General features: G+C 69.6%; 7 protein-coding genes. 4 read left to right on the forward strand and 3 right to left on the reverse strand.

Features of this window, described 5'->3' with window-relative positions; translation table 11 throughout:
- Window positions 1-292 precede the first annotated feature (292 nt).
- Together EL249_RS06320 and EL249_RS06325 are read right to left on the reverse strand one after the other, a co-directional pair.
- A complete protein-coding gene (locus tag EL249_RS06320) occupies window positions 293-727 on the reverse strand; it encodes a DUF423 domain-containing protein (protein WP_005673633.1) in 435 nt (144 codons plus the stop codon).
- 92 nt (window positions 728-819) lie between these two features.
- Window positions 820-7020: an excinuclease ABC subunit UvrA gene (locus EL249_RS06325; protein ID WP_232002068.1), complete on the reverse strand. Its 6201-nt coding sequence runs from the start codon at window positions 7018-7020 to the stop codon at window positions 820-822.
- Between the two features lie 311 nt (window positions 7021-7331).
- On the opposite strand from EL249_RS06325, the gene EL249_RS06330 reads away from it, so the two are divergent.
- The 4 genes from EL249_RS06330 (at window position 7332) to cysM (ending at window position 12287) form a co-directional block, all read left to right on the forward strand.
- Window positions 7332-7745 carry a RidA family protein gene (locus EL249_RS06330; protein WP_005673631.1) on the forward strand — a complete coding sequence of 138 codons (414 nt, stop codon included), beginning with the start codon at window positions 7332-7334 and terminating at the stop codon, window positions 7743-7745.
- A 28-nt stretch (window positions 7746-7773) separates the two neighbouring features.
- Entirely contained in the window at window positions 7774-10083 is a 2310-nt protein-coding gene (recG, locus tag EL249_RS06335; protein WP_005673630.1) for an ATP-dependent DNA helicase RecG, read from the forward strand.
- A gap of 117 nt (window positions 10084-10200) precedes the next feature.
- The gene (locus EL249_RS06340; RefSeq protein WP_005673629.1) at window positions 10201-11187 is read left to right on the forward strand and encodes a LysR substrate-binding domain-containing protein; all 987 of its coding nucleotides are present in this window, start codon (window positions 10201-10203) and stop codon (window positions 11185-11187) included.
- A 125-nt stretch (window positions 11188-11312) separates the two neighbouring features.
- Entirely contained in the window at window positions 11313-12287 is a 975-nt protein-coding gene (cysM, locus tag EL249_RS06345; protein WP_040531342.1) for a cysteine synthase CysM, read from the forward strand.
- Here cysM and EL249_RS06350 read toward each other — a convergent pair whose 3' ends face one another.
- Window positions 12288-13352, reverse strand: a complete 1065-nt coding sequence (locus EL249_RS06350; protein ID WP_232002048.1) for a S66 peptidase family protein — start codon at window positions 13350-13352, stop codon at window positions 12288-12290.
- Between the last annotated feature and the right edge of the window lie 36 nt (window positions 13353-13388).

Below are 13388 nucleotides of genomic sequence, written 5' to 3' on the forward strand. Positions count from 1 at the left end.
TTGCCACAATTGACGATTGGGTCACTGTACAAAACCGCAGCACGGATGTCTGTTTTGCCGAGTTCCGGGAAGGGGTCGGCGAAGGCCCCGCCGGATCTTCGGTGATCCGGTGGGCAATGGTTCCGTTCTGGGCCCAAATGCGTTCAGTGTGCGGTGCGCGGAGCGGATTGGGGGCTGATCTTGCGTGGATGGCCTGGAAAGACGCCGCTTCGAGGGGCCACGAATGTGTGTGGGGGGCGTGCCACGCGATGGGGCGTGTCACGAGGTGAGGCGTGTCACGGGGTGGGGTGTTTCACGATGTGCGGGACCTGGGCTGTTCGGGCGTCCGCACGGCACGCCAGGCCGAGATGGCCAGCCACACCCAGCCGGCGATGAAGCAGCTGCCGCCGATGGGGGTGAGGATGCCCAGTGGCCGGGTGCCGGTGAGCACCAGCAGGTAGAGGCTGCCGCTGAACAGCAGGATGCCGAGGGTGAACAGGCTGCCGCTGACGGTGATGGCGCGGGGAGGCAGGCGGCCGGCCAGGGCACCGAGGGCGACGAGGGCCAGGGCGTGGTACATCTGGTAGCGCACGGCGGTCTCGTAGATGAGCAGCAGGGGCTCGGCCAGCATGGCACGCAGGCCATGGGCACCGAAGGCGCCGGCGGCGACTCCCAGGGCAGCGAACAGGGCGCCGGTGCCCAGCCAGGGCAGGCCGATGGCGGCGGATGGAGCGGTTGCAGGTTGCATGATGGGTGCGCGGGTGGGAAAGGACGCCGGACGGGGGGCTGCAGGCGCTGGATGCTTCTGCAGGGCCCCCTGTCTGCGGGGTGAGCGTTTCGTCAGTGGGGATCGGTCTTGAGGGCCTTGGTGCCGGCGCGGGTGGTGCTCGCCTTGCGGGTGCGGGATGCCGGGCGCAGCCCGGCCAGGTTGGTTTTGCTCTCGCTGGCTTCTCTCCTGGTGGCTTTGCCCTCGGACCCCTCGGGTTTCTCGCCCCGATGCGCCGCCAGGAACTCGGCCAGCAGGCGGCCGGTGTGGGTCTTGCGGCTGCGGGCCAGCTGGGCGGGCGGGCCTTCGGCAACGACCTGGCCGCCGTCGGTGCCGCCTTCGGGGCCGATGTCGATGATCCAGTCGGCCTCGGCCCAGATGTTCTGGTTGTGTTCGATGACCAGCAAGGTGTTGCCGGCATCGACGAGGCGGTGCATGACGTGCAGCAGTTTCTCCACGTCGGCCATGTGCAGGCCGACGGTGGGCTCGTCCAGGATGTAGAAGGTGCCGCCGTCGACGACCTCGCCCTGGTGGCCGGCCTTGCGCGCACGGGCGCGGGCAGTGGCTTGGGCCTTGGCTTCACGCAGCGGGTCGACCTCTTCGGTGAGGGCGCGGACCTTGGCCAGTTCGGTGACGAGCTTGATGCGCTGGGCCTCGCCGCCGGACAGGGTGGGGCTCTGCTGCCCCAGGGTGAGGTAGCCCAGGCCCACGTCCTGCAACAGTTGCAGGGGATGGGCGATGGAGCGCCACGGGGTGAAGAATTCCAGGGCTTCGTCCACGGTCATGTGCAGCACGTCGGCGATGGACTTGCCGTTGAGGCGGACCTGGTTGGTCTCGGGGTCGAAGCGTCCGCCGCCGCAGGTGTCGCAGAGGATGCGCACGTCGGGCAGGAAGTTCATCTCGATGGTGCGCACGCCCTGGCCTTCGCAGGCGGGGCAGCGGCCGCCGGCGGTGTTGAAGGAGAAGCGCGAGGCGGTGTAGCCGCGCAGGCGGGCTTCGCTGGTGTCGGCGAAGAGGCGGCGGATGGCGTCCCAGAAGCCGATGTAGGTGGCAGGGGTGGAGCGCGGGGTCTTGCCGATGGGGGTCTGGTCCACTTCCAGCACGCGCTGGATGCCCTGCCAGCCTTGCAGGTCCTGGCAGTGGGGGATCTTGCCGCGCTCGCCGGCCAGCTTGCGCTGCAGGGCGTCCAGCAGCACGTCGCGGGCGAAGGTGGACTTGCCGGAACCGGAAACGCCGGTGACGACGGTCAGACGCTTGAGCGGGATGCGGGCGGAGGCGTCCTTCAGGTTGTGCAGGTGGGCGCCCAGCAGATGCAGGGCGGGGGTGTCGTCGTCGACGGGGCGGCGGGCGGCATCGGGCAGGGCGGGCGGATGGGCCAGATAGCGGCCGGTGAGGCTATCGGGATTGGCCTCCACTTCGGCCAGGGTGCCGCTGGCGATGATCTGGCCGCCCAGGCGGCCGGCGCCGGGGCCGATGTCGATCAGGTGGTCGGCGCGGGCGATGGTCTCTTCGTCGTGTTCGACGACCAGCAGGGTGTTGCCCTTGTGGCGCAGCTTGTCCAGGGTCTGCAGCAGCAGGCGGTTGTCGCGCGGGTGCAGGCCGATGGTGGGTTCGTCCAGCACGTAGCAGACGCCCTGCAGGTTGGAGCCGAGCTGGCCGGCCAGGCGGATGCGCTGGGCCTCGCCGCCGGACAGGGTGGGGGCGGAGCGGTCGAGCGTGAGGTAGCCCAGGCCCACGTCGATGAGGAAGGCCAGGCGGTTGCGGATCTCGTCGAGGATGCCGGCGGCGATGTCGGTCTGGCGGCGGTCGAAGCCCTTGGCCACGGTGTCGACCCACTGGCGGGCCTGCAGGACGGACTGGGCGGTGACATCGGCGATGGACTGGCCGCCGACGCGCACGTTCAGCGCCACGGGGTTGAGGCGCTGGCCGTGGCAGACGGGGCAGGGGTCATCGCTGTAGGTGACGCCGGCATCGGTCTCGCCTTCCAGGCCGGGGGTAAGTTCATCCTTCTTGATGCGGCCGATGATGGCCAGGCCGGTGCCCAGGCAGCCGGGGCACCAGCCCTGCCGTGCGTTGAACGAGAAGGTGCGCGGATCCAGCTCGGGGTAGCTGGTGCCGCAGTGGCTGCAGGCGCGCTTGGTGCTGAAGAGGACGGTGTTCAGGTGGGCGTCCAGGTCGGTCTTCAGGCGGTCCACGTCTTCCAGCAGCATGACCACGCCCTTGCCGTGCTGCAGGGTGGCCAGCAGCTGGGTTCGCAGCTCGGTCTCGTGGGCGGGACTGATGGTCAGGTCGGCCACCGGCAGTTCGATGTTGTGCTCGATGTAGCGGTCGATGCGCGGGAAGCCCTGGGTGGGCAGAAACTTGCCGTCCACGCGCAGCATGGGGTAGCCCTTGCCGTGAGCCCATTTGGCCAGGTCGGTGTAGACGCCCTTGCGGCCCACGACCAGCGGGGCCAGCAGGCCCACCTGGCGGCCGCGGTAGTCGCGCAGGATGCGGGCGGCGATGCTGTCGAAGGACTGCGGCTCGATGGGGGTTCCGTCGTTGGGGCAGTACTGGGTGCCCAGCTTCTGGAACAGCAGTCGCAGGAAGTGGTGGATCTCGGTGAGGGTGGCGACGGTGCTCTTGCGGCCGCCGCGGCTGGTGCGCTGCTCGATGGCAACGGTGGGCGGGATGCCGTAGATGCCGTCCACATCGGGCCGCGAGGCGGGCTGGACGAACTGGCGGGCGTAGGCGTTGAGCGATTCGAGATAGCGGCGCTGGCCTTCGCCGAAGACGACATCAAAGGCCAGGGTGGACTTGCCGCTGCCCGAGACGCCGGTGATGACGGTGAGCCGGTCGCGCGGGATGTCCACGTCGATGTTCTTCAGGTTGTGCTCGCGGGCGCCGTGCACGAGGATGGCGCTGCTGGCGCGGTCGCGCAGCGATCCGGCCTGCCAGGCGGGGGCGGGCTCCTGAACCGTGTGGGCCGCCTGTGGCGCCGTGGCCTGGCGGGACAGGCGCTCCAGCTCGGCCTGGTGGGTGGCCAGTGCCGCACCCGTGAAGGAGGCTGGATTGGCGGCGACGTCCGGTGGGGTACCGGTGGCCACGATGCGCCCGCCGTGATCGCCCCCGCCGGGGCCCAGGTCGATGAGCCAGTCGGCGGCGTCGATGAAGTCGAGGTTGTGCTCGATGACCAGCACGGAGTGGCCGGCAGCCTGCAGCGAGCGCAGGGCGCGCAGCAGTCGGGCGATGTCGTCGAAGTGCAGGCCGGTGGTGGGTTCGTCGAACAGGTACAGCGTGCCGCCGGCAGCGTGGCGGCCGCTGCGGGCGCCGCGCTTGCGGGCCTGTTCGGCGGCTTCGGCCAGGAAGCCGGCCAGCTTCAGGCGCTGGGCTTCGCCGCCTGACAGGGTGGGCACAGGCTGCCCAAGCTTCAGATAGTCGAGGCCGACCTCGACCAGCGGCTGCAGGCGGCGCTGGATCTCGGGGGTGGCGCTGAAGAAGTCGGCGGCCTGGCGCACGGTCATTTCCAGCACGTCGACGATGGAGGCCTCCACCGGGCGGGCCATGGCGGTGCCGTCGCTGCGGCCGCGGATGCGCACGTCCTGGATCTCGGGGCGGAAGCGCCGGCCGTCGCAGTCGGGGCAGCGCAGGTACACGTCGGACAGGAACTGCATCTCGACGTGCTCGAAGCCGTTGCCGCCGCAGGTGGGGCAGCGGCCATCGCCGCTGTTGAAGCTGAAGACGCCGGCGGTGTAGCCGCGTTCGCGGGCCAGTTCGGTGGCGGCAAACTGCTTGCGGATCAGGTCGAAGGCGCCGACGTAGCTGACCGGGTTGCTGCGGGTGGTCTTGCCGATGGGCGACTGGTCGACGAAGACCACGCCGTCGATCTGGCGGGCGCCGACGAGGCGCCTGAATTCACCGGGAGCCTCGGTGGGCAGGCCCTGTTCCTTCAGCAGGGCGGGCAGCAGCACGTCCTGCATGAGGGTGGACTTGCCGCTGCCGGAGACGCCGGTCAGGCAGACGAGCCGTCCCAGCGGGATGTCCACGTCGATGCCCTTGAGGTTGTGGGCGGTGACGCCTTCAAGTCGCAGGCGCGGGGTGTCGTCGGTGACGGGTTCGCGATGGCCGGAGGAGGCGTGCTTGCGGCGTGCCAGGTAGTCGGCGGTGAGTGTCTGGGCGGCAGGCAGCCGGCTGGCCGGGCCGTCAAAGACGATCTGGCCGCCCCGTTCGCCCGGGCCCGGGCCGATGTCGATGATGCGCTCGGCGGCGAACATCACCTGCGGGTCGTGCTCGACCACCACCAGCGAATTGCCGGCGTCGCGCAGCCGCTGCATGATGGCGATGATGCGGTCCATGTCGCGCGGGTGCAGGCCGATGGAGGGCTCATCGAGGATGAAGAGCGTGTTGACCAGCGAGGTGCCCAGCGCGGTGGTGAGGTTGATGCGCTGCACTTCGCCGCCGGAGAGCGTGCGCGACTGGCGGTCGAGCGTGAGGTAGTCCAGACCCACGTCGCTCAGGAAGCGCAGCCGGGTACGGATCTCGGTCATCAGCAGCTCGGTGGCCTCGTCCAGCGGCGCAGGCAGGTGCAGGCCGGCCATCAGCCGGTTCAGCCGGTCGATGGGCAGCAGCATGAGGTCGTGCAGGGTCAGGCCCGGCAGGGCGTCGAGCTGGGCGTCGGTCCACTGCGTGCCCATGGGGCGAAAGCGTCGGTAGCTTCCCGCGCTTTCCGCGTGGGCATCGACACCGGCCGGATCGTTTGAAGATGCGCGGCCGGACGAGGGCTGGTCGGCCGGGGCGGTTCCGTTTTCGTCGGCGACCGGGGCGAAGGCCTGCCGGGCGTCTTCTTCGTTGCCCACGCGCCAGAGCAGGGCCTCGGGCTTGAGGCGGGCGCCTTCACAGGCGGGGCACGGGGTGTAGGAGCGGTACTTGGACAGCAGCACCCGGATGTGCATCTTGTAGGCCTTGCTTTCCAGCCAGCCGAAGAAGTGGCGGATGCCGTACCACTGCCGCTTCCAGTCGCCGCTCCAGTCGGGCGCGCCTTCGATGACCCAGCGCCGGTCGGCTTCGGACAGGTCCGACCAGGGGCTGTCCAGATCGATGCCGGCCTTGCGGCCGTACTTCATCAGTTCGTCCTGGGCTTCCTTGAAGCTGGGCGTCTGCCAGGGCTTGACGGCGCCTTCGGCCAGCGACTTGGTCGGATCGGGGATGACCAGGCCGAGGTCCAGACCGATGACGCGACCGAAGCCCTTGCAGGTGTCGCAGGCGCCCAGCGGCGAGTTGAACGAGAACAGGCTGGGCGTGGGCGCGTGATAGGCGATGTCGCAGGTGGCGCAGGCAAACTGCGTGCTGAAATGCCAGCGGGCCAGCTCGTGGCCCTCGGCGTCCTGGGCGATGACGGCCAGACGGCCATGGCCACGGTCCAGGGCTGCTTCCAGGCTGCCCGCCAGCCGGTCATCGGGCACGCTGCTGGCGCGGAACCGGTCGGCCACAACGGTAAGGCGGACGGGGTGATCGTGTATCAGCGGGGTGTCGTCGGCGCCGGCTGCCGTGGCGGCGTCGGCGCCATCCGGAGGGACGGCCTGAGAGGTAAGGGTGCTGGCGTCTGCCTTGGCTGCTGCGGCGCGGGTTGTCTTGTCGGCTTTGGTGCGCTTTCCGGCCTTCGCTGCCTTGTCACTTGCGGCCTTGCCCGCCTTGCGCTTGCCGGTCTTGCCGGTGGTTTCCTCGCTCTCGACGGGGTTGGGCAGATCCTCGCGCTGGTGGATGCGGGTGTAGCCCTGGGCCTGCAGTTGGGCGATGACCTCCCGTTCGTCGAAGCCGGCCGGTACCAGAACCGGGAAGGTGACGTAGAGGCGGGGATCCTCCAGCGCGGCGGCCCGCTGGTGCACGGTGGCGGCGATGCTGGCCACGTCGTCGACCCGGACCGGCTGGGCGCACTGCCGGCAGTACAGGGTGGCGGCGTGGGCCATCAGCAGCTTCAGATGGTCGTTCAGCTCGGTCATCGTGCCGACCGTGGAGCGCGAGGTGCGCACCGGGTTGGTCTGGTCGATGGCGATGGCGGGCGGCACGCCGTCGATGCTGTCGACCTGGGGACGATCCATCCGATCGAGGAACTGGCGGGCGTAGGCCGAGAAGGTCTCGACATAGCGACGCTGGCCCTCGGCGTAGAGGGTGTCGAAGACCAGTGAGGACTTGCCGCTGCCCGAGACACCGGTGACCACCACCAGCTGGCCGGTGGGGATGTCCAGGTCCAGCCCCTTCAGGTTGTTCTGCCGGGCGCCGCGGATGCGGATGGGCACCTGCGGGTTGGGATGGGCGGCAGTGGCTGATGGGGAATGGGCAGGGGTGGCGGAGGTGCTCACGGTGCGACGGGACCAAGGCGGGGAAGACGGGCGGGAGGCGGTGTGCCGACCCGCTGGCAGCCTGCGGACAGGCCAGGCCGGCCCGATCGACATGGCGTCGGGCATCGGGTTTCTCAATGGTAGTGGATCGTGAGGGGGCGAGTCTCTGGCCAAGGTGGTGCAGGGGCCGGGCCGCCCCCTGGGGATTCGCATGAAGTCCATGCCCGACGTGCGACGGACGCGAGGACTTGTGCGGCGGATACCCTAGAATGACAGGACATCATCACCACGAGGAGATCGTCATGGCTCTGCCCATTTCCACCCCCAATGCTCCGGCCGCGCTGGGCCCCTATTCGCAGGCGGTTCGTGCCGGCGACACGGTGTATCTGTCCGGTCAGATCCCGCTCGATCCCAAGACCGGCGAGCTGGTCGAGGGCGGCTTCGAGGCGCAGGTTCATCAGGCGTTTCGCAACCTGAAGGCCGTGGTGGAGGCTGCAGGTGGCCACCTGGGTCAGGTGGTGCGGCTGGGGCTGTTCCTGACGGATCTGAAGCAGTTTGCTACCGTCAACAGCATCATGGCCGAGTATTTCCATGCGCCGTATCCGGCACGTTCCACCGTCCAGGTGGCAGCGCTGCCCAAGGGCGCACCTTTCGAGGTGGAAGCCACGCTGGTGCTGGCGTGAGTCGTTCACGGTCGGCGCGGCACGCGCGATGAAGAACGTGCGCAAGGCAGGCGCCGCCGTTGAGGGCGCAGAAGCACCGGGCAAGGAGGCTGCCGGCGGGCGCACCGCCAAGGGGGCGGCCAAGACGTCGTCCGGCCGCCGCTCGGCAGCGTCGCTGCTGGCCCGGCTGGGGCTGCACGGGCCGGACGACCTGGTGCTGCACCTGCCGCTGCGCTACGAGGACGAGACCCGGCTGGTGCCGATCGGCTCGCTGGTGCACGGCAGTTCGGCCCAGATCCAGGCCACTGTCACCCGTGCCGAAGTGACGCGGGGCCGACGTGCGCTGCAGGTCTGGGTGAACGACGGTACCGGCGAGCTGCAGCTGCGCTTCCTGCATTTCTATCCGTCCCAGCTGACGCAGTTGCAGCCGGGGCGGCTGGTGCGCGCCTATGGCGAGCTGCGGGTGGGGCTGTTTGGCCGCGAGATGGTGCATCCGCGCTACCGGATGGTGAGCGAGGACACGCCGCTGCCCGACCGGCTGACGCCCGTGTACCCTACCGTGGCCGGTCTGGGCCAGGCCACGCTGCGCCGCGAGATCGACCGGGCTCTCGCCGATTGCCGCTGGCAGGACACGCTGCCGCCGACGTTGCTGACGGCGCTGATGTCGGGTTCTGGCGACGGAAAGCAGGCATCGGGACGGCCGGGCGCGGACCCGGTGGCGTCATTGCTGGCCGGGTTGCCGCCGCTGCTGGAGTCGCTGCGGCTCATCCATCATCCGCCGCCGGGGACCGATCTGGACGCCCTGCTGGAGCGGCGCACGCCGGCCTGCCAGCGCATCGTCCTGGAAGAGCTGGTGGCGCAGCAGCTTTCGCTGCGACGGGCGCGTCAGCTGCGGGCGGGGCAGCGGGGGCAGCCGCTGGCGAATCGCGACGGAGAGGCAGCGCTGCTGGCTTCGCTGCCGTTTGCGCTCACCGGTGCGCAGCGCCGGGTATGTGACGAGATCGCGGCCGATCTGGCGCGGCAGCAGCCCATGAACCGGCTGTTGCAGGGCGATGTGGGCAGCGGCAAGACGGTCATTGCCGCATTGGCGGCGATGGTGGCGGTGGGTTCGGGCTGGCAGGCCACGCTGATGGCCCCTACCGAAATCCTGGCACGGCAGCACTATGAGCGGCTCTCTCCCTGGCTGGAGCCGCTGGGCGTGCGGGTGGGCTGGCTGGCCGGTTCGCTGGGGGCAGCCGCCAAGCGCCGGGTGAAGCAGGCGGTGGCCGCTGGCGAGGTGGACGTGCTGATCGGCACGCATGCGCTGATCGAGGATTCGGTGGTCTTTCCCAGGCTGGCGCTGGCCATCGTGGACGAGCAGCACCGCTTCGGCGTGGCACAGCGGCTGGCGCTGCGTGGGGAGGGCACGCGGGATGCCGGCACGGCCGCCGAAGAGCCGGAGCGTGCAGGGGCTACGCAGGACACGGCCCAGGCCGCTGCCGGGCAGGACGGACGGGTGCGCAGTGCCGCGGAAGGACATGCCGGGGAAGACGGCTTCCTGCCGCACCAGCTGATGATGACGGCGACGCCGATTCCGCGCACGCTGGCGATGACCTTCTATGCCGATCTGGACGTGTCGGTGATCGACGAGCTGCCGCCGGGGCGCCAGCCGGTGACGACCAAGCTGATTGCCGATTCGCGGCGCGACCAGGTGGTGGAGAACGTGGGGCGCTGGGTGGCCGAAGGTCGCCAGGCCTACTGGGTCTGCCCGCTGGTGGAAGAATCCGAGGCTCTGGACCTGCAGAACGCCATCGACACGCGCGAGCAGCTTCAGGCGGCGCTGCCGCAGGTGCGCACCGGGCTGGTGCATGGGCGGCTGTCGGCGGCCGAGAAGGACGAGGTGATGGCGGCCTTCAAGGCCGGCGAGCTGGATCTGCTGGTGGCCACCACGGTGATCGAGGTGGGGGTGGACGTGCCCAACGCCAGCCTGATGGTGATCGAGCACGCCGAGCGCTTCGGCCTGTCGCAGCTGCATCAGCTGCGGGGCCGCGTGGGGCGGGGTACGGCGCAGAGCCTGTGCGTGCTGCTGTACCGGCATCCGCCGGGGGCCATTGCCCGTGAGCGGCTGGCCACCATGCGGGAGACGCAGGATGGTTTCGAGATCGCACGGCGCGATCTGGAGCTGCGCGGTCCGGGCGAGCTGCTGGGCGCCCGTCAGTCGGGGGCGATGCTGCTGCGCTTTGCCGACCTGGGGCGGGATGCCCCGCTGGTGGACATTGCCCACGCCCTGTCGGAGCGGCTGCTGGAGGCGCGCCCGGACGTGGTGGAAGCGCATCTGGACCGCTGGCTGCGACGGCGCGAGCGCTTCCTGGATGCTTGAGCGGCCTGCCGCGCGGCATTGAGGCCGGTTTTTGCGGGTGGGCTTTCCGTCGTGCGGTCGGCCGGAAGCCGACGGAATGTGGAGCGTTCGGTGCCCAGTCTGAGATAGAATTCTTCTATGACTTTGACTGAACTGAAATACATCGTGGCCGTGGCCCGCGAGCGACACTTCGGCCGGGCGGCCGAGGCCTGCTTCGTGAGCCAGCCCACCCTGTCGGTGGCCATCAAGAAGCTGGAAGACGAGCTGGAAGTGCAGCTCTTCGAGCGCGGCAACGTGGAGGTGAGCGTCACCCCCGTGGGCGAGCGCATCGTCGAGCAGGCCCAGCGCGTGCTGGAAGAGTCCGCCACCATCCGCGAGATCGCCAAGGAAGGCAAGGACCCCCGCCATGGACCGCTGCGGCTGGGCGTCATCCACACCATCGGTCCCTACCTGCTGCCCCGTCTGGTACCGGCCATGCTGAAGGCCGTGCCCGGCATGCCGCTGCTGCTGCAGGAAGGGCTGACGGCCAAGCTGCTGGAGGCGCTGAAGCTGGGCGAGATCGACGTGGCCGTGGTGGCCGAGCCGATGCCGGTGCCGGGCGTGATGTCCTGGCCGGTCTATGACGAGCCCTTCGTGGTGGTGGTGCCCACCAAGCATCCGTGGGCGTCGCGCCCGTCGGTAGATTCGACTGAACTGAAGGACGAGACGATGCTGCTGCTGGGCGCAGGCCACTGCTTCCGCGACCAGGTGCTGAAGGTCTGCCCGGAGCTGTCGCGCTATTCGCAGACCAGCACGGCCGGCATCCAGAAGACCTTCGAGGGGTCGTCGCTGGAGACCATCCGCCACATGGTGGCCTCGGGCATCGGCATCACCGTGCTGCCGTGGACGGCCATGCCGGCCGGCATCGAGCCCGGGGTGGAGGGCAAGAACAATGACGGCCTGCTGACCTACGTGCCCTTCGAGAAGACACCGCCGGTGCGTCAGGTGATGCTGGTCTGGCGCAAGAGCTTCGGCCGGGTGGAGGCCGTGGAAGAGCTGCACGACTGCCTGGTGAAGCTGGAGCAGCCGGGCGTCATGCCGCTGGACGTGCCCGCGCCGCTGTCGCTGATGACGGTGCCGGTCTGATGACGGTACGGAACACACCGGGCGCGGTGCCGGCCGGTGCGGCTCGGGAGGATGAAAGGGGCGCGGACGCAGCACCGCGGCGCGTGCTGGATGCAGGTGCCGATCGGGTGGATGGCCTCGGGTTGATGGCCGACGGCACGTCCATTCTCGACCAGGTCGGCAATACCCCGCTGGTGGCGCTGTCGCGTCTTGTGGATCCGGCCGTGCAGGCAGCCGGTGTCCGCGTGCTGGCCAAGCTGGAAGGCAACAATCCGGCCGGTTCCGTGAAGGATCGGCCGGCGCTGGCGATGATCACGGCTGCCGAGGCGCGTGGCGAGATCCGGCCCGGCGACACGCTGATCGAGGCCACGTCCGGCAACACCGGCATTGCGCTGGCCATGGTGGCAGCGGTGAAGGGCTACCGGATGGTGCTGATCATGCCCGAGACCCAGAGTCTGGAACGCCGCCAGTCGATGCAGGCCTACGGGGCCGAGCTGGTGCTGGTCTCGAAGGAAGAGGGCATGGAGGGCGCGCGCGATCTGGCGCTGGCCATGCAGGCCGAGGGACGTGGCCGGGTGCTGGACCAGTTCTCCAACGACGACAACTGGCGGGCGCACTATCGCAGTACCGGTCCGGAAATCTGGCGGCAGACGGCAGGCCGCGTCACGCACTTCGTCTCGGCCATGGGTACGACCGGCACCATCACGGGCGTGTCGCGTTTCCTGAAGGAACAGCGAGAGACCATCCGGATCATCGGCGCCCAGCCGGCAGAAGGCGCATCGATCGCCGGCATCCGCGCCTGGCCGCCAGGCTACAAGCCCGCTATCCGGGCGCAGGCGCGCATCGACCGGGTGGAGGAAGTGAGCCAGCAGGCAGCCGAGGAGATGACGCGCCGGCTGGCGAGGGAAGAGGGCATCTTCTGCGGCGTGTCGTCGGGTGGCGCGGCGGTGATTGCGCTGCGGGTGGCCGAGCAGCTGGCCGCGGAACGGTCTGCGGCAGCACGGCAGGCTCCTACGTCAGACGGGGTTCCCGCTCCCGGCGCGGTGGAACCGGCGACCGTGGTGTTCATCGTCTGCGACCGGGGCGACCGCTATCTGTCGACGGGGCTGTTCGCCGGCTGATCAGCCCTCATGCGGCTGCCCGCACCAGCACTGCCAGGCGCGGTGGGCCGCTTGGTCGTTGCCGGCCGGATCGACGCCGAACAGGCCCGGCGCAGGCTGGCCGTGGTCGTGCGGCAGCACCAGATAGCAGGTGCGCCGATCCACCGCCAGTCCCACCTGTGCGCCGTGCGGCAGGGTCAGCGTGGTGGGCTCATGGCCGAAGGGCAGGCCGGTGATCAGCGGCGTGGGCGTCTGCGTGCGCAGCCACTGCCAGACCTTCTTCATCGTGTAGCGATCGCCTTCGGCCTGCTTCCAGCTGAAGTGGCCCAGCAGCACGGCGCGCTGGCGGTCCAGCACGCCCGTGTGCAGCAGCTGGGTCATCAGCCGCTCCACGCGGTAGGGGTGCTCGTTGACCTCTTCCAGGAACAGGATGCCGCCGTCGATGCGCGGAAAGAGCGAGGTGCCCAGCAGCGAGCAGACCATGCTGAGGTTGCCGCCCCAGAGCGTGCCTTCGGCCTCGAAGCCCAACGGCGCACCTTCGCCCCGAAAGCCCACCAGTTCCAGCCGGCCCGACAGGGCGTCAGCCAGCGTTTCCAGCGTGGTGGGATCCACGTCGGCCGGGTCGGCAGCGTCGAAATGCGAGACCAGCGCAGGGCCGGCCCAGGTGGTGGCCCCTGTCCGGGCCAGCATGGCCAGGTGGAAGGCGGTGAAGTCCGAGAAGCCAAGCCATTTCTTGCCGCTGGCGGCCAGACGCTCGAAGTCCAGCTTTTCCAGGTAGCGGGTGATGCCGTAGCCGCCCCGGCTGGTCATGATGGTGGGGGCGTTGGACTCCATGGCCCGCTGGAAGGCCTGCAGGCGTGTCTCGTCGTCGCCGGCAAAGCGCTGCTGGTAGGTGGCCAGCGCCTTCGGGTCCAGCGTCAGCCGAAAGCCCTGGCGCTGCAGCAGCCGGCGCGCCCGCTGCACGCGGCTGCGGTCGGCAATCGCCCCGGAAGGGGAGATGACGTAGATGTCGCGGGCGTGAGGGGGAAGGTCCAGCGGACCGGCAGGCAGGTCGGGGGAACTGGGTGCGGAGGCAGGGCTTGGCACGGGGGAGGATCGTCCATGAACGGGCATGAGGCAGGC

Source organism: Lautropia mirabilis, from assembly GCF_900637555.1.
GTDB lineage: Bacteria > Pseudomonadota > Gammaproteobacteria > Burkholderiales > Burkholderiaceae_E > Lautropia > Lautropia mirabilis.